This is a genomic window from Arsenicitalea aurantiaca, from assembly GCF_003994485.1.
Lineage (GTDB): Bacteria > Pseudomonadota > Alphaproteobacteria > Rhizobiales > Devosiaceae > Arsenicitalea > Arsenicitalea aurantiaca.
This window is the reverse complement of sequence record NZ_RZNJ01000002.1, coordinates 757,842-776,059: the sequence shown is the minus strand read 5'-3', so window position 1 is coordinate 776,059 and position 18,218 is coordinate 757,842. Positions and strand designations below refer to the sequence as shown.

The 18,218-nt window shown below is 63.7% G+C and carries 21 protein-coding genes; 7 read left to right on the top strand and 14 right to left on the bottom strand.

Features of this window, described 5'->3' with window-relative positions:
* Window positions 1-39: 39 nt before the first annotated feature.
* Complete coding sequence (locus tag EMQ25_RS08245) at window positions 40-384, bottom strand: TfoX/Sxy family protein (protein WP_127188058.1); 345 nt, start codon at window positions 382-384, stop codon at window positions 40-42.
* Entirely contained in the window at window positions 381-818 is a 438-nt protein-coding gene (locus tag EMQ25_RS08240; RefSeq protein WP_127188057.1) for a GFA family protein, read from the bottom strand. The genes EMQ25_RS08245 and EMQ25_RS08240 overlap by 4 nt, the downstream gene beginning before the upstream one ends.
* Window positions 819-993: 175 nt before the next feature.
* Between EMQ25_RS08240 and EMQ25_RS08235 the strand changes: the two genes are divergently transcribed.
* The 7 genes from EMQ25_RS08235 (at window position 994) to EMQ25_RS08205 (ending at window position 7,546) form a co-directional block, all read left to right on the top strand.
* The gene (locus EMQ25_RS08235) at window positions 994-1,584 is read left to right on the top strand and encodes a GNAT family N-acetyltransferase (RefSeq protein ID WP_127188056.1); all 591 of its coding nucleotides are present in this window, start codon (window positions 994-996) and stop codon (window positions 1,582-1,584) included.
* A 65-nt stretch (window positions 1,585-1,649) separates the two neighbouring features.
* On the top strand, window positions 1,650-2,444 hold the full coding sequence (locus tag EMQ25_RS08230) for an RNA methyltransferase (protein WP_127188055.1): 795 nt from the start codon (window positions 1,650-1,652) through the stop codon (window positions 2,442-2,444).
* Window positions 2,445-2,523: 79 nt separating this feature from the next.
* Window positions 2,524-3,765, top strand: coding sequence for an MFS transporter (locus EMQ25_RS08225; protein WP_127188169.1), 1,242 nt, complete (start codon window positions 2,524-2,526; stop codon window positions 3,763-3,765).
* 176 nt (window positions 3,766-3,941) lie between these two features.
* A complete protein-coding gene (rpsD, locus tag EMQ25_RS08220; protein ID WP_127188054.1) occupies window positions 3,942-4,559 on the top strand; it encodes a 30S ribosomal protein S4 in 618 nt (205 codons plus the stop codon).
* Between the two features lie 151 nt (window positions 4,560-4,710).
* Window positions 4,711-5,790 carry a putative transporter gene (locus EMQ25_RS08215; protein WP_127188053.1) on the top strand — a complete coding sequence of 360 codons (1,080 nt, stop codon included), beginning with the start codon at window positions 4,711-4,713 and terminating at the stop codon, window positions 5,788-5,790.
* Window positions 5,791-5,864: 74 nt separating this feature from the next.
* Entirely contained in the window at window positions 5,865-6,725 is an 861-nt protein-coding gene (gene ttcA, locus EMQ25_RS08210) for a tRNA 2-thiocytidine(32) synthetase TtcA (protein WP_127188052.1), read from the top strand.
* On the top strand, window positions 6,722-7,546 hold the full coding sequence (locus tag EMQ25_RS08205; protein WP_127188051.1) for an inositol monophosphatase family protein: 825 nt from the start codon (window positions 6,722-6,724) through the stop codon (window positions 7,544-7,546). The genes ttcA and EMQ25_RS08205 overlap by 4 nt, the downstream gene beginning before the upstream one ends.
* A 52-nt stretch (window positions 7,547-7,598) precedes the next feature.
* Here EMQ25_RS08205 and EMQ25_RS08200 read toward each other — a convergent pair whose 3' ends face one another.
* The 12 genes from EMQ25_RS08200 to purC all read right to left on the bottom strand — a co-directional run bounded on the left by EMQ25_RS08200 (window position 7,599) and on the right by purC (window position 18,066).
* Window positions 7,599-8,855, bottom strand: a complete 1,257-nt coding sequence (locus EMQ25_RS08200) for a multidrug effflux MFS transporter (RefSeq protein WP_192895643.1) — start codon at window positions 8,853-8,855, stop codon at window positions 7,599-7,601.
* A 103-nt stretch (window positions 8,856-8,958) separates the two neighbouring features.
* Window positions 8,959-10,179 carry an MFS transporter gene (locus EMQ25_RS08195; protein WP_127188050.1) on the bottom strand — a complete coding sequence of 407 codons (1,221 nt, stop codon included), beginning with the start codon at window positions 10,177-10,179 and terminating at the stop codon, window positions 8,959-8,961.
* Window positions 10,180-10,303: 124 nt separating this feature from the next.
* A complete protein-coding gene (grxD, locus tag EMQ25_RS08190; protein WP_127188049.1) occupies window positions 10,304-10,639 on the bottom strand; it encodes a Grx4 family monothiol glutaredoxin in 336 nt (111 codons plus the stop codon).
* Between the two features lie 85 nt (window positions 10,640-10,724).
* On the bottom strand, window positions 10,725-11,033 hold the full coding sequence (locus EMQ25_RS08185; RefSeq protein ID WP_127188048.1) for a DUF6665 family protein: 309 nt from the start codon (window positions 11,031-11,033) through the stop codon (window positions 10,725-10,727).
* A gap of 27 nt (window positions 11,034-11,060) precedes the next feature.
* Complete coding sequence (locus tag EMQ25_RS08180; protein ID WP_127188047.1) at window positions 11,061-11,294, bottom strand: BolA/IbaG family iron-sulfur metabolism protein; 234 nt, start codon at window positions 11,292-11,294, stop codon at window positions 11,061-11,063.
* A 77-nt stretch (window positions 11,295-11,371) separates the two neighbouring features.
* On the bottom strand, window positions 11,372-11,971 hold the full coding sequence (locus EMQ25_RS08175) for a hypothetical protein (RefSeq protein ID WP_127188046.1): 600 nt from the start codon (window positions 11,969-11,971) through the stop codon (window positions 11,372-11,374).
* 83 nt (window positions 11,972-12,054) lie between these two features.
* On the bottom strand, window positions 12,055-14,280 hold the full coding sequence (purL, locus tag EMQ25_RS08170) for a phosphoribosylformylglycinamidine synthase subunit PurL (protein WP_127188045.1): 2,226 nt from the start codon (window positions 14,278-14,280) through the stop codon (window positions 12,055-12,057).
* Window positions 14,281-14,290: 10 nt separating this feature from the next.
* On the bottom strand, window positions 14,291-14,944 hold the full coding sequence (locus EMQ25_RS08165) for a Pr6Pr family membrane protein (RefSeq protein WP_127188044.1): 654 nt from the start codon (window positions 14,942-14,944) through the stop codon (window positions 14,291-14,293).
* A complete protein-coding gene (purQ, locus tag EMQ25_RS08160) occupies window positions 14,944-15,609 on the bottom strand; it encodes a phosphoribosylformylglycinamidine synthase subunit PurQ (RefSeq protein WP_127188043.1) in 666 nt (221 codons plus the stop codon). Before purQ ends, EMQ25_RS08165 begins: the two co-directional genes overlap by 1 nt.
* Window positions 15,610-15,697: 88 nt before the next feature.
* Window positions 15,698-16,780 carry an acyltransferase family protein gene (locus EMQ25_RS08155; RefSeq protein WP_127188042.1) on the bottom strand — a complete coding sequence of 361 codons (1,083 nt, stop codon included), beginning with the start codon at window positions 16,778-16,780 and terminating at the stop codon, window positions 15,698-15,700.
* A gap of 261 nt (window positions 16,781-17,041) precedes the next feature.
* Window positions 17,042-17,284: a phosphoribosylformylglycinamidine synthase subunit PurS gene (gene purS / locus EMQ25_RS08150; protein ID WP_127188041.1), complete on the bottom strand. Its 243-nt coding sequence runs from the start codon at window positions 17,282-17,284 to the stop codon at window positions 17,042-17,044.
* 17 nt (window positions 17,285-17,301) lie between these two features.
* Window positions 17,302-18,066, bottom strand: a complete 765-nt coding sequence (gene purC / locus EMQ25_RS08145; RefSeq protein ID WP_127188040.1) for a phosphoribosylaminoimidazolesuccinocarboxamide synthase — start codon at window positions 18,064-18,066, stop codon at window positions 17,302-17,304.
* Window positions 18,067-18,218 lie beyond the last annotated feature (152 nt).

Genomic DNA, 18,218 nt, shown 5'->3' with positions numbered 1-18,218 from the left:
ATAGCACCCGGAAGCCTGGGCGCAAAGCCTCGGCGGGCTTCAGCGGTCCGCCTTGGGCGGGAGCGTGAGGACGAGGGCGCGAGCCCGTGCAAGCCATCGGTCGAGCAGGTCGGGATCTTCCAACGCGTCGCCCCCGACGACGACAAAACCGGGCAGGTGTCGCCCACCCATTTCCATCGGCTCTGCGCCCGCTTCGGCCAAGGCAGCCGCATAGCCCGCCTTGCCCACGCGCACGAGCAGTGCGCCCTCGCGGGTCGCTCCAACCATCATATTGCCGTGGAGCATGAACGCGACGCCCCCGAACATGCGCTGTTCGCGGAGGCCCGGCGGGTCTCCGAGGCATTGCCGGATGCGTTCGGCGAGATCTTCACATGCGAGGCTCATCGCTCTGGCCTCTCGGGATAGGTCGCGTGCCGAGGTATGGGTGGGAGAACATCCCAATCATTGTGCGATCGTGCGAAGAGGACATGCCGCGGTTCGAACCAGTCCGTTTCGGCGCCGAAGAAACCAACAGCAATCAGGCGTGTCTGCGGACTGCGCGACGAGACGGCAAAGAGCGGCGTTCCACAACCGCTACAGAAATGGCGGCTGAGCGTGGCCCCCGAGGCCGCGGTGACGGCGTGGCTGCGCACTGGGCCGCTCAGTTGAAGTGCGCTTTCGTGCACCATCGCGGCCGCGGAATGGCCAGTGCCGGTCGCCTTCTGGCAATCCAGACAGGTGCAGAGGAGCATGCTCAGCACCTCGCCATCGAGCGCCATGGACGTTTGTCCGCACGCACACAAGGCGGAAAGGCGGATGCTGGCCCGAGTTCCTCTCATGCTTTGACGCTGCCACGACGAGGCGAGCGGGGCAATCGACTTTGGAGGCGCTCAGGCGGCAGAGTTCTAAGGGCATCTCGGGTACCCCCAAATTTTGATCAATGCTGGAACCGCTGCATTTCACCCGCGTTTTTGCGGATGGGCCTGTTGAGGCATTTGCGGGAGGACGTGCAGCATGGCCATTCAAGACATGATCATCGGAACCGAGCGCCTGGCGCTCCGCCATTTCGAGACGGACGACCTCGACTGCGTCGCCCGTTACCTGACCCTGCCCGAATTGCAACGCTACCTGGAAGCGCCTGCGCGTGACCGCGCCGATTGCAAGCGTGCGCTCGAGACGATGATGCGCCATGTGTCGCTGCAGCGGCCGGGAGACCGTTTGAGCTTTGCGATCACCGAGCGGGATGGCGGCGCCCTTGCGGGACATGTCTCGCTACTCTGGGCGGACGCAACTGCCGCCCAGGGCGAAATGCGCATTGTCATCGATCCGCAGTTTCGTCGGCACGGTTATGCGCGTGAGGCCGCGAGAGCCGTCATCGACATGGGCTTTGCAGCTCATGGCTTCCACCGCATCTTTGCTCGCTGTGACGGTCGCAATCAGGCTGCCGCCCGGCTACTCAAGGGTCTCGGCATGCGTCTCGAGGCCCACTACCGCGAGCACGCCCTGTTTCAGGGCGAGTGGGATGAGGAATTGCATTTTGCCGTCCTCGACCGCGAGTGGCGGCGTCCGGGCAACGTCAAGGAGCTTTCGCGGCTCGTAGCCTGATTGCCTCTTGGCTTGATCTTTGACCCTCTTTGTCTCAATGAGCAGGCGACAAAGAGGGTTTTCAATTGGCCGGTACAGACTCGTCTCAGGAAATCGTTTTTCGACCAAGCCCTGCGATCATCCTCTGCGAGCCGCAGCTTGGCGAGAACATCGGTACGACCGCGCGCGCCATGGCCAATTTCGGCCTGTGGGATCTGCGGTTGGTCAATCCGCGCGACGGCTGGCCGAACGAGCGCGCAATTGCCGCAGCCTCCCGCGCCAACCATGTGATCGCGCGCGTACGTGTCTTCGCGACAGTCGAAGAAGCGATCGCTGACCTCACCCTCGTCTATGCGACGACAGCGCGGCGTCGCGACCTTCAGAAGCCGGTGCTCGGACCCGATGTCGCGGCGCAACGGCTCGTTGGTCACATCGAGGGCGGGCGGGGCGCGGGATTGCTCTTCGGGCGCGAACGCTGGGGGCTCTACAATGAAGAGGTGGCGCTATCGGACGCCATTGTCACGCTTCCGGTCGAAGCTGCGTTCGCATCGCTCAATATCGCTCAGGCCGTGCTGGTCCTCGCCTATGAATGGAGACGGCAATCCGATTTGGGGGCGGCGCTTCCCTTCACCGACACCCTAGCCGAGCCCGCGAGCAAGGCCGAACTGATCGGGCTTTTCAACCATCTTGAGGAAACGCTTGATCGGACCGGCTTTTTCACCGCTCCCGACAAGCGGCCCACGGTGGTCAACAATCTGCGGGCCATGCTCAGCCGCGGCAATTTTTCCGCGCAGGAAGTGCGTACCCTGCGCGGCGTGATCTCCTCCATCGATCGCAAGCACGAGCGGCCCGACCCCCGGCGTACGCCACGCAAGGAATAGTGGGCCTGTAGATCCTTCGTCGAGTGCGGGCGAAACGCTCTAGGAGGTGCGGCGCTTTCGTGCCATCACCTTCGCCATCATGACGCTCCCCGCCGATGGTGAGTCCCCCTCGCGACTCGCGCTCCACTACCGCGGTTTCCGGTTCTTCGCCGCGGCGACGCTTGCGACGACGTTCGGCGTACAGATCATTTCGGTATCCGTCGGCTGGCAGATCTGGGAAGAGACCGGGAACGCGCTCTTCCTGGGGCTGGTCGGGCTTGCGCAGTATCTTCCTGCGCTCTCGATGGTGCTGCTCACCGGGCTTGTCGCAGACCGCTTCAGCCGGCGTCGGGTGATGGCAATCTGCCTTTTCATCGAGGCAATTTGCGCGCTGGGCCTGCTCTTCATTGCGATCAACGAGGGGATCGGCGTCCTTCCGATCTTCGGTGCGCTCGTCGTACTTGGTCTTGCCCGGGCGTTCATGGGGCCGGCGTCTGACTCCCTCGCGCCCAATCTCGTGCCGCCCGAGGCGCTTGCGAACGCGATCTCGATCAATGCGTCCGCATGGCAGCTGGCGGCGATTGCCGGGCCGATGACGGGCGGCCTGCTCTATGGGCTCGGCGGTCCGGTGGCCTATGGAACAGCTGCGATCCTCATCTGCGTTTCACTGACCTGCGTTCTCTTCATCCCCCGTCCGCCGCAGCCGCGCGACACCCAGGCGACGAGCCTGACGACAATGCTGGCCGGCTTCCGCTACATCCGGGACAACAGGATCGTCTTCGGGGCGATCTCGCTCGATCTCTTCGCGGTGCTGCTCGGGGGCGCGACGGCCCTGATGCCGATCTATGCGAGCGACATCCTCGAGGCCGGGCCACTGGGCCTAGGCCTTCTCCGTGCCGCCCCTGGGATCGGTGCCATCGGGATGGCGCTGTGGCTTGCCAAATTCCCGATCAGGACCGGGGCGGGGCACAAGCTCTTCTTCTTTGTCGCGCTGTTCGGCCTTGCCACCATCATTTTCGGTTTCTCCTGGTCGGTCTGGATGGCGGTGCCGGCGCTTGTGGTGATGGGCGCCGCCGACATGGTGAGCGTCGCCATCCGCGAAACGATCATGCAGCTCTGGACGCCGGACGAGGTCCGCGGCAGGGTGAGCGCGGTCAACCGCGTGTTCATCGGCGCCTCGAACGAGCTGGGTGAATTCCGGGCCGGCGTGATGGCTTTCTGGCTCGGAGCCATCGCTGCCGTCACCATCGGTGGTGCGGGGACGATGGGCGTTGCGGCGCTCTGGGCGAAGATGTTCCCCGAGCTGCGGCGCATCCAGAACCTCGATCGGAAGATGGTCTGACCGGTCAGACTTGACTCCGTGCGCCTCGGAAGCTATCAGGCGCGCAACCTGATGGACCTCGTCCGTCGGGCGCACCCGGGATCTCCTCATCATTTGCGAGGTCTGTCGGCCCAGCGCAGCGGCGCAGGGCAGAGGAGGGCGCGGTCCAACCCTGCAACGACTTCAAAGGACACGCGATGTCAAAGCGCCATTCTACCAAGCATAAAATCGACCGCCGTCTTGGCGAAAACCTCTGGGGCCGCCCCAAGAGCCCGCTCAATGCTCGCGCCTATGGCCCTGGCCAGCACGGCCAGCGCCGCAAGGGCAAGACGTCGGACTACGGCCTGCAGCTGCGCGCCAAGCAGAAGCTCAAAGGCTACTACGGTTCGATCACCGAAAAGGCCTTCCGCCGTCTCTATACCGAGGCGAACCGCGTGAAGGGCGACACCGGCGAGAACCTGATCGGCCTCCTCGAGAGCCGCCTCGACGCGATCATCTACCGCGCCAAGTTCGTGCCGACCGTGTTCGCTGCACGTCAGTTCGTCAGCCACGGCCACATCCTGGTCAACGGCAAGCGCGTCAACATCCCGTCCTATCAGGTCAAGGTCGGCGACAAGATCGAGATCCGCGAGCGCTCCAAGCAGCTCGGCATCGTGCTCGAGGCCGTTCAGCTGGCTGAGCGCGACGTGCCCGAATACATCGAGACCGATCACTCCAAGATGACCGCCACCTTCGTGCGTGTGCCGGCCCTCTCGGATGTGCCCTATCCGGTGCAGATGGAACCGAACCTCGTCGTCGAATTCTATTCGCGCTAAACGATCCCAACGGATCGAGACTTTCGAGGGCCGCCCCCAGGGGCGGCCCTTTACATTTTGGTAAGGTTGAAACTGTCCGCTTGCACGGCCCGTAGATTTTTGTGACGGATTGGCGACGCTCCGGCTGCCGGAGCTTGCCCGTGGAGGCGACATGATCAAGGCGTTTTTCCGCAACCCGAAATGGAGGACGTGGGCCTATGGGGGAGGGCTGTTCCTCATTGCCTCGATCTACATCCAGGTACAGTTCACGGTCATCGTGAACGGCTGGTACGGTACGTTCTACGACATGCTGCAGAACCCGGCCGGTCGGGACATGTCGGAGTTCTGGTATGCGATTGCCGGCTGGAATTTCGAATGGGTGAACTGGCTCGGTTTCATCCCGCTGCCGGTGCCGCGATCCTTCTTCGTGATCGCCATACCCTATGTCATCCTCGCCACGCTCACGAGCTATGTGACGCGGCTCTACGCCTTCCGCTGGCGTCAGGCGATCACCGAGGACTACATCCCGCGCTGGCGCAAGGTCGAGCACGAGATCGAGGGCGCGTCCCAGCGCATCCAGGAAGACACCCAGCGTTTTGCAGCAATCGTGCAGGGGCTCGGGCTCGCAGTGGTGCGGGCGACCATGACCCTGATTGCGTTCATTCCCATCCTGTGGACCCTCAGTGCGCAGGTCGACCTGCCCGTCATCCGCGACATCCCGGGGTCGCTCGTCTGGGCGGCGCTGATCATCACGGTCGGTGGCATGGTCATTTCGTGGTTCGTCGGGTATTTCCTTCCGGGTCTCGAGTATAACAACCAGAAAGTCGAGGCCGCCTTCCGCAAGGAGCTCGTCTACGGAGAAGACGACAAGGTCAATCACGGTCAACCCGAGACCCTGTTCTCGCTCTTTACCGGCATCAGGATCAACTACCATCGGCTCTACCTGCATTACGGGTATTTCGATCTCTGGGCGAACCTCTACGGTCAGGTGACCCTGCTGACCCCGCTCATCATGGTCGGGCCCGGCATGATGACGGGCGCGGTGACCTTCGGGGTTTTGCAGCAGGTGTCGAATGCCTATGGGCGAGTGGATGGCGCAATGTCCATCATCCTCGACAACTGGACGGTGCTCACCGAACTGCGCTCGATCTGGAAGCGGCTCTACGAATTCGAGCAGAACCTCGACCGGTTCGATACCGGCCACGATGTCGGCGGGCAGCAGGACAGCGTCTCGCCGCTGCCGGCAGAGTAGAGTTCGCGGCCAATTCGGTATAGGGAAAGGGCGGCACCCGCCGCCCTTTCTCTCTACTGCCTTCGGATGGCCCGATGAACCAAGCGCTCCCGATCGATCCCGAAGCCGCCGAGGATGCCGGTGGCGCCCATCCCATATTCGCCGGTGCGCCGAGCGGGGTTGAGTTCAACAAATTGCGCAAGCGGCTCATCCGCCTGACGCGTGAGGCGCTGGAGCGGTTCGGCATGGTCGAGCCCGGCACCCGCTGGCTCGTCGCGCTCTCGGGGGGCAAGGACAGCTATGGTCTGCTGGCGCTTCTGCTGGACCTCAAATGGCGCGGTCTGCTGCCGGTGGAACTCCTCGTGTGCAATCTCGATCAGGGCCAGCCCAATTTCCCCAAGCACATTCTCCCCCAGTTCCTGACCCAGGTCGGTGTGCCGCACCGGATCGAGTATCGGGACACCTATTCGATCGTGACCGACAAGCTCCCGGAGGGCGCGACCTATTGCGCGCTCTGCTCGAGGCTGCGCAGGGGCCATCTCTATCGCATCGCGCGCGAGGAGGGGTGTTCAGCCCTCGTGCTTGGCCATCATCGGGAAGATAGCCTCGAGACGTTCTTCATGAACCTCTTCCATGGGGGCAAGCTTGCCGCCATGCCCGGCAAGCTTCTCAATGACGAGGGCGACGTGCAGGTGCTGCGCCCGCTGATCTATTGTGCGGAAGATGATCTGCAACGCTTTTCGGACGCGATGGCTTTTCCCATCATCCCCTGCGACCTCTGCGGAAGCCAGGAGGGCCTCGAACGCAACGCGATGAAGGCCATGCTGAACGATATCGAAAGACGCCAGCCGGGACGCAAGGACGTCATGATCCGCGCCCTCGGCAATGTCCGGCCGAGCCATCTGCTCGACCCGAAACTCTTCGACTTCGCTGCACTGACACAGGACCAAAGCTGATGGCCATCATCGACGTTCCCGCTCTAGCCACCATCCTGCGTGATGCCGCAAAGGCCGAAATCCTGCCGCGCTTCCGGCGGCTGGATGCCGGGATGGTGCGACAAAAGAGCGAGGCGATCGATCTCGTCACCGAAGCGGATGTCGCCTCCGAGCGTGCAATTGCGGCGGCTGTGGCCGACGCCATGCCCGAGGCGCTGTTCGTCGGCGAGGAGGGCGTTGCGGCTGATCCGGGGCTGCTCGAGCGCCTGGCGGCTGCCGAACTCGCCATCGTGGTCGATCCCATCGACGGGACGGCAAATTTTGCGGCCGGCCTTCCGCTCTTTGCAGTGATGGCGGCAGTCGTTCATCGGGGCGAGACCGTTGCCGGCATCATCTACGATCCGATGGGTGACGACTGGGTGATGGCCGAGAAGGGCGCGGGGGCGTGGATGCGCCGCCCGGATGGGACGGACGAGCGGCTCAACGCCGCCGCTGCCGTCCCGCTCGAACAGATGATCGGATCGGTATCGATCGCCTATCTGCCGCAGGACACCAAGGCCGCCGTGCTCGGCAATCTCGCGAAGGTGCGGCTGGCCGCCAATTACCGCGTGGCCGGGCATGACTACCGGCTCTTTGCCGCGGGCCACACGCATTTCGTCATGTTCAACAAGCTGATGCCCTGGGACCATCTGGGCGGCACACTGATCGCGCAGGAGGCCGGGGCGCATGTGGCGCGGCTCGACGGGTCGCCCTACCAGCCGCACCACCTCACCGGCGGTTTGCTGCTCGCCCCTGATCCCGACAGCTGGGCGCTGCTGCGACACGAGGTCTTTACGGTCTGAGCCAGTGTGGTGCCGCCGGGACAACCGGCGGCGGATTCAGGCCGAGTTGAGATCAGTGGGCCTCGCCATAGATCGGGCCTTCGCTTTCATAATCCTTGCCGACGCCGAAGAGGCGTCCGTTCTCGGCAATCAGGATTGCGATCAGCGCCAGGCCTCCCATGACGAAATAGCCCGCGGCCGTCGGCACCACGGTGCCATTATACATCTGGCCGATGATGCTGCCGAGCACGGCGCCGCCCACCGTCTGCACGAAGCCGAAGACCGAGGATGCCGTTCCGGCCACGGCCCCGAGTGGCTCCATGGAGAGCGAGTTCATGTTCGACGCCGCCCAGCCGAACATGAACATGATGACGGCAAAGACGGTGAAGAAGAGCCAGAACGGTAGCATGTCGAGCGCCGCCAGCAGCGTGAGGACGCCGCTCATGCCGGTAAAGACCAGCATCGCGAAATGGCTCAGCCGCCGCATCCCCAGGCGGGATACGAAGCGCGAGTTGAGGAAGGACGAGATCGCCATCAGGCCCGCCATCGCGGCGAACGCGACAGGGAAGTAGACGCCGAGCCCGTAGATATCCACGTAGATCTGCTGGGCGGTGGTGATGAAGCCGAAGAGGCCGCCGAAGACGAACGTGCCGGCGGCCGCGTAGCAGAGCGCAACGCGATTGGTGAAAACGATCTGGAAGCCCTGCGTGATGGCAGTAATCGTGAGAGGACGACGGTTTTCCGGCGCTAGGGTCTCGGGGAGGCGGAAGAAGGCCCAGAGACCCGAAACCAGCGCCAACAGGCCCATGAAGATGAAGATGGTTTCCCACGGGCCGGTCAGCAGCAGGATCTGCCCGATGCCCGGCGCGATGATGGGCACAGCCATGAACACCATGAAGGTCAGCGACATCACCTCCGCCATGGCCCGGCCCGAATAGAGGTCACGAACGGCCGATTGGGCGATCACCCGCGTCCCGGCTGCGCCTGCGCCCTGGATGACGCGAAGGATGAGCAGGGTCGCGAAATCGGGTGCGAGCACCGCTGCGAAGGCCGCGATGATGTAGATGATGATGCCGATGATGAGCGGTGTCTTGCGGCCGAAGCGGTCCGACAAGGGCCCGATCGCCAATTGGGCAACACCAAAACCCAGCATGTAGGCGGTGATCACGAAGTGACGGTCGTTCTCGTTCAGGACGTTCAGCGCCTCGCCCATATATGGCAGGGCCGGCAGCATGACGTCGATCGCCATCGCGTTGAGGGCCATCATCGCGGCGATGATGGCAATGAATTCGGGGCGCGAGATGCCTCGCGCCTTGAGAAGGTCTGACATTTGAAATTATTCCGTTTCCGCCGGGAGGAAGACGCCGACTTCAGGTGGTTCGGACCATGAACCTCTGGGAAGCAAATGGCAATATGTTGGTTCGGCCGATCAACTATTCGGCCGGTCGGGCAAGCATGGCAGGGGCGGACGCCTCGCGGATCGGCAGATGGATGATCGCCGAACCAAGCCCCAGCAGGATCCCCAGATACCACACCAGGCTATACGATCCGGTGACATCGAAGACGAAGCCGCCGAGCCACACGCCGATGAACGACCCGATCTGGTGCGAGAGGAACGCCAGCCCATAAAGCATGCCGAGATAGCGTGTACCGAAAAAGAGCGCGACGAGCCCCGCCGTCAGCGGCACGGTGGAGAGCCAGAGGAGCCCCATCGCCGCCGAGAAGACATAGGCGGTGGCCTCGGTGACCGGTAGCAGCAGGAAGATGCCGATGGCGACCGCGCGCGTAAAGTAGATGCTCGCGAGCAGCATCTGCTTGGGCAGCCTGCCACCGAGATATCCCGAAGCGAGCGACCCGACCACGTTGAAAAGCCCGATCACGGCAATCGACCAAGATCCGACCTCCGGGCTCAGCCCGCACTGCACGAGATAGGCGGGCATATGCACGTTGATGAACGCCAGGTGGAAGCCGCAGACGAAGAAGCCGATGACCAGCAGCCGGTATGAATTGTGGCCGAGCGCCTGCGAGAGTGCGGTCATGAAGCCGATATCGGCTTCGCCCGGCTGGCTCTCGCTGCGCCCGCGCAAGAGGCTCGAAAGCGGTACAACGAGCAGGACCAGCGCCCCGAGATAGATGAGCGCGCTCTGCCAGCCAAAGGCATTGATGAAGGCCTGGCCGAGGGGGGCAAAGAGAAACTGTCCCATCGAGGAGGCGGCCGTCGCGATGCCGAAAACGGTGCTGCGCTTTTGCGGGGACACAACGCGCCCGAAGGCGGCCATGACGACGCCGAACGATGCCACCGCAATGCCGACGCCGATGAGAAGGCCGGCAGTCAGGTTCAGCATCGCGCCGGTATCGGAATAGGCCATCAGGACCATGCCGAGCGCGTAGAGGACGGCGCCGAAGGCCAGGGTGCGCGCGGTGCCGTACCGATCGGCGATGCCGCCAGCAAAGGGTTGCGCGATCCCCCAGGCAAGATTCTGGATGGCCATGGCCATACCATAGGTCTCGCGGGTGAGCCCTAGATCTTCAGTCATGGGGAGCGTGAAGAGCCCGAAGGTCGAGCGCGTACCGAAGGTTATCGCGGCGACGACGCAGCCTGCCGCGATGATGAGGGGCAGCGGAACGGGCAGGCGCCTGGGGGAATCGGACATTTCAGCGTCCCGGAGAGGAGGGACGCCTTATCTACGCCTCCCGGCTGAGGCCGGGAAGCGCAAAAAAATGATGGGTATCATCAGCGCCGCTTATGCTCTGGCGCCGTGCCACCCAAGCAGGGGTTCAGGCCTGCTGCTTGACCGGAATGCCGGCCTGCTCGAAATGAGCCTGCAGTTCACCGGCCTGGAACATCTCGCGCACGATGTCGGCACCGCCGACGAACTCGCCCTTGATGTAGAGCTGGGGGATGGTCGGCCAGTTGGTATAGGCCTTCACACCCTCGCGCAGTTCCTGGCTCTCGAGCACGTTGGCGCTCTGATAGTCGACGCCGAGATAGTTGAGGATCTGCACGACCTGTCCGGAAAATCCGCACTGCGGGAAATCCGGCGAGCCCTTCATGAACAGGAACACGTCGTTGCTCTTAACCTTCTCGTCGATGAAGGCGTTGATATCGGTCATTGAGGAAGCCTTTCGTTGTCCGGGTCCAAGGGCCGGAAACCTTTGCCTGTAGATAGGATATCGACCCCGGACTGTCGAGGTGCGCTCAGCGCGTCACGGCCCCGAGCCCGTTCAGTACGCGCTGCGGTATGCCCAGGTCCGCGATCACGTCGTTGTGCCGGCGGAAGCCGCAGAGCTCGCGCTGCACGAAATACTTCCAGACGGCATCCCGAGCGGCCGAAAGCCGCTCCTTGTCATCGCCACGACCCTCCAGAGCGGCCAGGGCCTTCACCACCCGACTTTCGGCGGTGCCGAGCGAGGAGGCCCGTTCGGCCATGATCTCATGCTCGAGGACGGCCTGACCCCCTTCAGGGTTCACCATCCGGATGAGATCAAGCGAATCGCGCAGGCTCATGAGTTTCTCCGCTGGCCGGGCCGGCGATCAGTCCGGCGCGCTGGTCTGCAGGGCGAGGGCGTGCAGCGCGCCGCCCATATCGCCCTGAAGGGCTGCATAGACGATCTGGTGCTGCTGAACCCGCGACTTGCCGCGGAAGGATTCCGATATCACCGTGGCAGCATAATGATCGCCATCGCCGGCGAGATCACGGATCTCGATCCGCGCATCGGGGAGGGCCGCCTTGATTCTCTTTTCGATTTCGCTAGCCGCCATGGCCATGGTCCGCCCTCCTTCACCTGCTTGAACAGCGCCTGATATGGCATGCGGGAGGGGCCGCTTCAACATCGGCCGGACGTTCAGGGAGATGGCGGCGTCTCCGGGGCGTCAACGGGCCGGCAACATTCACCGTCCGACCGGGTCGAGAAATTGGCGATGATGAAGTCGATCAGGGGCTTGGCTTGTGGAAGGACGCTCGTTTCGACGAAACATTCGACCACATAGGTCCGGCCCTCGTCGACCGCTTCGGCATGGGCGAAGCTGATGGGCACGCCCATCGGCGTCTGGGTGCTCGCGCCCTCGTAATAGAGCGCCGGGCCGCTCTGGAAAGTCGTGACTGCGCGGGACGTCAGCGCAAAATCCGGGAAATCGTCGCGCCAGCTGTCCTCGATGGCAGCGACGTCCATGCGTGACAGGGCCCCTTCCGCGTCCCAATCCGGCTCTCCGCCGTCGACCACGAAGACATCGCACTGGAAGGCGGCATCGGGGTGGCGGAGCGTGATCACCGTCGCTTCGTTCTGATCGTCGACGGATTGGAAAACGTCCGGATAGAAGACCGTGTAGGCGCGGTCTTCGGTCAGGCCGCGGTCAACCGATACGGCCTGGGCGAGGGCAGTTCCCGGCGTCAGCAGCAATGCTGCAATCGGAAGGGCGCACCAGGGCTTTGAAACGTTACGCATATACAGGTCTCCGTCGGCGCGATTGCCCCGCCCTTAGGCCACTGGTTTATGGCCAAACTGCGGGGCGCATTGCCCGCGAGCGATCACCCCTGCATGAAGTGCGGAAACCATCCCTCATGGGCAGCGCGCAGTTCCGCAACCGGGATCGGCCGCGCATCGCCAAGCACCAGCCTCTTGCCGCCCGTCCGGCCGATCCAGGGCGCTGCGACGCCGAGGCTCTCGGCCTCACGCCAGAGGGCCACGATCTCCTCGCCATGAGGATCAAGATTGATGGTGACGAGATAGCGCCCCTGATCCTCGCCGAACCAGGCTGGGATGGGGTGAAGGTCTACGAGATCGGGCACGTTCGCACCGATACCCGAGGCCATTGCCATCTCCGCTAGACCCACCGCGAGGCCGCCGTCGGAGAGGTCGTGCACGGCGGTCGCAATGCCCGAACGGATCAGCTTGCGAACGAAATCGCCGGTGCGGCGCTCGTGGGCAAGATCGACCGGCGGCGGCGCGCCGTCCTTCCGATCGAAGAGTTCGCGCAGATAGAGCGACTGGCCCAGATGGCTTCCGCGCCCATCGGGTGCACCAACGAGCAGGATCACCTGGTCCTCAGCCGCAAAACCGATGCGCATCATCTGCGATGCGTCGGGCAGGAGCCCTACGCCGCCGATGGTGGGCGTGGGCAGGATGCCCTTGCCATTGGTCTCGTTGTAGAGCGAGACGTTGCCCGAGACGATTGGGAAATCGAGCGCGCGACAGGCCTCGCCGATGCCCTTGATGGCCATGACGAGCTGGCCCATGATCTCGGGGCGCTCGGGATTGCCGAAATTGAGATTGTCGGTGGCCGCCAGCGGATCGGCACCGGTGGCGGTCAGGTTGCGCCAGCATTCGGCGACCGCCTGCTTGCCGCCCTCGAAGGGATCGGCCTCGCAATAGCGCGGCGTGACGTCTGACGAGAAAGCGAGCGCCTTGTGAGCATGTCCCTCGACGCGGATGACCCCCGCATCGCCGCCGGGGCGCTGCAGGCCGTTGCCCTGGATCAGGGTATCGTATTGCTCCCAGACCCAGCGGCGTGAAGAGAGGTTGGCCGAGCCCAGAAGCTTCAGGAGGGCATCGGCCACGTCCATCTGGGGGATGTCGTCTGCGGCCAGAGCCGCAGGCTTGGCCGGCTCGATCCAGGGTCGGTCGTATTCCGGGGCGGCGTCGCCAAGCTCCTTGATGGGCAGGTTCGCGACCTCTTCACCGCGCCACATCACGCGGAACCGCAGATCGTCGGTGGTCTTGCCGACGGTTGCGAAATCGAGCTCCCATTTCTCGAAGACGGCGCGGGCTTCGGCCTCTTTTTCGGGATGCAGCACCATGAGCATGCGCTCCTGGCTTTCCGAGAGCATCATCTCGTAAGGGGTCATCGCTTCTTCGCGCACCGGCACGTTGTCGAGATCGAGCTCGATGCCGAGATCGCCCTTGGCGCCCATCTCGACGGCAGAGCAGGTGAGGCCGGCCGCGCCCATGTCCTGGATGGCGATGACGGCGCCGGTCTTCATCAGTTCGAGGCACGCCTCGAGGAGGCGCTTTTCGGTGAAGGGATCGCCGACCTGAACCGTCGGGCGCTTTTCCTCGATGTCGTCGCCGAACTCGGCCGAGGCCATGGTGGCGCCGCCGACGCCGTCGCGCCCGGTCTTGGCGCCGAGGTACACCACTGGAAGCCCGACGCCTTCGGCCTTTGAATAGAAGATCTTGTCGGTGTCGGCGAGGCCGGCCGCGAAGGCGTTGACGAGGATGTTGCCATTGTAGCGTTCGTCAAACTCGACCTCGCCGCCGACGGTCGGCACGCCGAAGGAATTGCCGTACCCGCCGACGCCGGCGACGACGCCGGAAACGAGGTGGCGGGTCTTTTCATGGTCGGGGCTGCCGAAGCGCAGGGCGTTCATCGCGGCGACGGGGCGGGCACCCATGGTGAAGACGTCGCGCAGGATGCCGCCGACCCCGGTCGCAGCGCCCTGATAAGGCTCGATATAGGAGGGGTGGTTGTGGCTCTCCATCTTGAAGACCACGGCCTGACCGTCGCCGATGTCGACGACGCCGGCGTTCTCACCCGGGCCCTGGATGACGCGCGGGCCGCTGGTAGGGAGGGTCTTCAGCCATTTCTTGGAGGATTTGTACGAGCAATGCTCGTTCCACATCGCCGAGAAGATGCCGAGTTCGGTATAGGTCGGGCGCCGCCCGGTAAGGTCGATGATCTTCTCGTACTCGTCCGGCTTCAGCCCGTGATCGGCGACGAGCTGGGGCGTGATGGGCAAATCGTTGTTGAAGGTCATCTGGCGATCATCAGGAGAAGTTGGGGGCGGGGCGGGGCGCCTTGTCGATGAGAACGACGAGGCTGGACAGGACGGCGAGGCCGATGGCGACGAAGCCCGCATTGATCAACACCTGCCCGTAGCCGAGGCTGTCTGCCTCGAGGATCGGATAGGGGTACTCGCCAACGACCGCGCCGCGCAGCAGCGCATAGAGGAAATAGACGAGCGTCGGGAGGAGCATGATCGGCAGGTGGCGCCAGTGCAGGGTGCCGGTGCGCGCATAGAGCACCCACCATGCGATGTAGAGCACGGGCGTGACGTAGTGGAGCAGGGTGTCGGCAACGAGGAACAGCCCTTCGGGGCTCCAGGTCTGGGCGAGCAGGAGGTGGTAGAAGATCATCACCAGCGTGATCGAAGAGACCATGAGCCCGCGCGTCACCGGGTGGCGGAAAATGGCGAGCGCCGAAGCTCTGCTGAGGCCGGACAGGTAGACGAGAACGAGCGCGATATTGCTGAGAATGGTGAAGAAGCTGAAGAAAAAGATCAGCGCCATCAACAATGTACGGCCTTCAGGCGCCGCTTCAGAGACCGCCATCGCAGCGGGCACGGTGAGGCTGAACTGGATGGCGAGGGCAATCGCGCCGACCAGCATACCCAGCATGGCGAGCGGGCGGCGCAGCCCCATCAGGCGACCTGCATCAGGCCCGAGAAGAGGGCCCGGCCATCGATGCCGCCATGGGCACTTTCGATCAGGTTTTCGGGGTGCGGCATGAGCCCGAGGACAGTCTTGCTGTCGTTGAAGATGCCGGCAATGTCGTTGAGCGAGCCGTTGGGATTCGTGCCCTCGGCGTAGCGGAAGGCGACCTGGCCATTGGCCTCGATGCGGGCGAGGGTCTCGGGATCGGTGAAGAAATTGCCGTCATGATGGGCAACCGGGCAATCGATCACCTGGCCCTGGCCGTAGCCGCGGGTGAAGACCGTATCGGCGTTGTCGACCGAAAGCCGCACGGTTCGGCAGACGAAGCGCAGTGACGCGTTGCGCATCAGGACGCCGGGAAGAAGTCCGGATTCGGTGAGGATCTGGAAGCCGTTACAGACACCAAGGACGTAGCCGCCGCGATCGGCGTGGGCCCGCACGGCATCCATGACCGGGGAGCGGGCGGCGATGGCGCCCGAGCGCAGGTAATCGCCATAGGAAAAGCCGCCCGGCAGGACGATGAGATCGACGGCGGGGACCTCGGTGTCCTTGTGCCAGACGATGGCCGGGGCATGGCCGGAAACCTGCTCGAGCGCCGCGATCATGTCGCGGTCGCGGTTGGAGCCGGGGAAGACGATTACGGCTGCTTTCACCGGACGGTCCTCGCAATGACGGGTGTTGCGGGGACTTTTGGGTTCTCCCGGCGCAAAAGGCAAGGGGAGAGACGACAATATCGCCGGGCTATTGAGCCGGGGTGCGCAGGGCGGGGGTGGGGCGCAGGCTGCCGGGCGCGCCGGGGAGGTGGGCCCAGGCGGGGCGCTCGAAGAGGAACCGGCCCCAGCCCGTGCGCTCGATGGCCCAGTAGAGCATGAGGGGCAGGACGATCGACCCGACGAGGACAACGAGGCTCAAGAGCCCGGTATCATTGATGATTTCGAGCCGGAGCAGCACGAGCCGTATGGCGCCCATGGGGAGGGCGAAGGCGAGGTAGACGACGATCGAGTGGGCACCGAGCCAGCCGAGCCATGCCATCGAACGCAGCGGGGCGAGGAGGCCGGCGCCGATGCAGAGCGCAATCGAGCCGATCAGCGCGAGCACCAGATGGAGTACCGGCAGGCCGGCGATGCCCATGATGAAGTGGTCCGGCGCCAGTTCGGCGCCGCCGGAAAAGACGAGGATGCCATTCAGCACTGCCCAGAGCGCGAGTCCCGCGAGGGCGAGGAGGGGGCGCGCGACGGCCCGGGAGACGAGGGAAAATACGAAGGGCGCTAAGGCGTAACCCGCATAAAAGAATACGAAATAAGCGCAAAATTCGTCGATGATTCTCCATCCTGTCGCGATCGGCGCGATCTGGAGGAGAGCGGCGACGAGCAGAGCCGCCCAATGCGGTATCCGCGCCGTGAAAATCACCTTGGCGACGAGGCTGAACACCCCGAGCATGTAGATGAACCAGAGTACGCCATAAGGCTGGATGACAGCCCAGGCGAGATAGTTGGCGGCGAGCGCCGGATCGCGATCGACGATCGCCTCCTTGAACACGATGTGGATGATCGCCCAGAGCACGTAGAAGTAGAAATAGTGGACGACGCGCCGATCGGCGTAGCGCAACCAGTCCCGTCCGATCACCTGGGCGAGGAAGAGCCCTGAGATGAGGAAGAACTCCGGCATGCGGAAGGGCGCGGCCCAGGCGATGACATGGTGGAGGAAGCCGATGTCGCCGGTTTCAGCGCCGACGCCATAGGCCGAGTGCATCATGACGACGAGGATGATCGAGATGCCCTTTGCGACATCGACCCATCCCAGCCTTTCGCCGGCTTCCGCCATCAGACGCTCCTGCACTTGCACCCGAGCGTCCTCTATAGCGCCCGAAGCGCGGGGCGCCGAACGTGGAGTGGCTTTAGGCTTAAGGGAGTTTGACCTGAGGGCCGTGCAGAGGCGTCAGAAGGCGGCGGGCACCGAGGCGTAGGCGGCAAAGATCACGCCCATGCTGAGGCAGAACATGACGAAGAGGGAGATCGCTTTGATCATGACAAGGGGTCCGGCGCTCGCGTTCGGGTGGCGCGAGGCAATGATGACGGCAAAGGCTTAAGCGGTGATTTCGATCGCGTAGTTTTCGATCACCGTATTGGCGAGAAGCTTCTCGCACATGTCGGCGACCGCGGCGCGGGCGCGCTCGGGATCGGTTTCATCGAGGGTAAGGTCGAAGGTCTTGCCCTGGCGGACAAGACCGACATTGGCAAAGCCGAGGCTCTTGAGCGAACCTGCGATGGCCTGACCCTGGGGATCGAGCACACCGGATTTGAGCGTGACGGTGACGCGCGCCTTCATCGAGCTACCTTCGGATTTTACTGGACGAGCCGCGGACCGGTGGTCAGCGCATTGTCGGTTTCCACAAGGATGCCGAGCCGCTGGGCGACTTCGCGATAGGCATCGAGCATGCCGCCGAGATCCTCGCGGAAGCGGTCCTTGTCGAGCTTGTTGCGCGTCTTCACGTCCCAGAGCCGGCAATTGTCCGGCGAGATTTCGTCGGCGAGGATGATCCGCATCATGTCGTTCTCGTAGAGACGGCCGCACTCGATCTTGAAATCGACGAGCTGGATGCCGACGCCCATGAAGAGACCGGTGAGGAAATCGTTGACGCGGATGGCGAGCGACATGATGTCGTCGAGCTCTGGCGGGGTCGCCCAGCCGAAGGCCGTGATGTGCTCTTCGGAGACGAGGGGATCCCCCAGCGCATCGTCCTTGTAATAGAACTCAATGATCGAACGCGGCAGCTGGGTGCCCTGCTCGAGCCCGAGGCGCTTGACCAGCGAGCCGGCAGCGACGTTGCGCACGACGATCTCGATGGGGATGATCTCGACTTCCTTGATCAGCTGCTCGCGCATGTTCATGCGGCGCACGAAGTGAGTCGGGATGCCGAGGCCGTTCAGCTTGGTGAAGATGAACTCGGAAATGCGATTGTTGAGAACGCCCTTGCCGTCGACGATCTCGTGCTTCTTGCCGTTGCCGGCGGTGGCGTCATCCTTGAAATACTGCACGAGCGTGCCGGGCTCGGGACCCTCGTAGAGGACCTTGGCCTTGCCTTCATAGATTTTCCGCCGGCGGTTCATATGCGCTGTCCATGATCATAGAAGGGGGGTCTGGTGCGCGCGTTTCATGCGCCAGATCGTCCCACGAATGCAAGTCATTTCGGTGGTCCGGCCCCGGGGCTGGGGAAAGACGGGGCAGGGGGCAAGGACCGCGCGCCTGCGTTGATTTGGTG

Bases quoted from the DNA above. Each gene is read 5' to 3' on its own strand.
- EMQ25_RS08235 (WP_127188056.1), top strand. From the start codon at position 994: ATGGCCATTCAAGACATGATCATCGGAACCGAGCGCCTGGCGCTCCGC.
- purL (WP_127188045.1), bottom strand. From the start codon at position 14,280: ATGACCTTCAACAACGATTTGCCCATCACGCCCCAGCTCGTCGCCGAT.
- EMQ25_RS08180 (WP_127188047.1), bottom strand. From the start codon at position 11,294: ATGGCCATGGCGGCTAGCGAAATCGAAAAGAGAATCAAGGCGGCCCTC.
- purC (WP_127188040.1), bottom strand. From the start codon at position 18,066: ATGAACCGCCGGCGGAAAATCTATGAAGGCAAGGCCAAGGTCCTCTAC.
- EMQ25_RS08240 (WP_127188057.1), bottom strand. From the start codon at position 818: ATGAGAGGAACTCGGGCCAGCATCCGCCTTTCCGCCTTGTGTGCGTGC.
- EMQ25_RS08200 (WP_192895643.1), bottom strand. From the start codon at position 8,855: ATGTCAGACCTTCTCAAGGCGCGAGGCATCTCGCGCCCCGAATTCATT.
- rpsD (WP_127188054.1), top strand. From the start codon at position 3,942: ATGTCAAAGCGCCATTCTACCAAGCATAAAATCGACCGCCGTCTTGGC.
- EMQ25_RS08165 (WP_127188044.1), bottom strand. From the start codon at position 14,944: ATGGGGCTGCGCCGCCCGCTCGCCATGCTGGGTATGCTGGTCGGCGCG.
- EMQ25_RS08225 (WP_127188169.1), top strand. From the start codon at position 2,524: ATGACGCTCCCCGCCGATGGTGAGTCCCCCTCGCGACTCGCGCTCCAC.
- EMQ25_RS08215 (WP_127188053.1), top strand. From the start codon at position 4,711: ATGATCAAGGCGTTTTTCCGCAACCCGAAATGGAGGACGTGGGCCTAT.
- EMQ25_RS08155 (WP_127188042.1), bottom strand. From the start codon at position 16,780: ATGGCGGAAGCCGGCGAAAGGCTGGGATGGGTCGATGTCGCAAAGGGC.
- purS (WP_127188041.1), bottom strand. From the start codon at position 17,284: ATGAAGGCGCGCGTCACCGTCACGCTCAAATCCGGTGTGCTCGATCCC.
- ttcA (WP_127188052.1), top strand. From the start codon at position 5,865: ATGAACCAAGCGCTCCCGATCGATCCCGAAGCCGCCGAGGATGCCGGT.
- EMQ25_RS08245 (WP_127188058.1), bottom strand. From the start codon at position 384: ATGAGCCTCGCATGTGAAGATCTCGCCGAACGCATCCGGCAATGCCTC.
- grxD (WP_127188049.1), bottom strand. From the start codon at position 10,639: ATGACCGATATCAACGCCTTCATCGACGAGAAGGTTAAGAGCAACGAC.
- EMQ25_RS08175 (WP_127188046.1), bottom strand. From the start codon at position 11,971: ATGCGTAACGTTTCAAAGCCCTGGTGCGCCCTTCCGATTGCAGCATTG.
- EMQ25_RS08185 (WP_127188048.1), bottom strand. From the start codon at position 11,033: ATGAGCCTGCGCGATTCGCTTGATCTCATCCGGATGGTGAACCCTGAA.
- EMQ25_RS08195 (WP_127188050.1), bottom strand. From the start codon at position 10,179: ATGTCCGATTCCCCCAGGCGCCTGCCCGTTCCGCTGCCCCTCATCATC.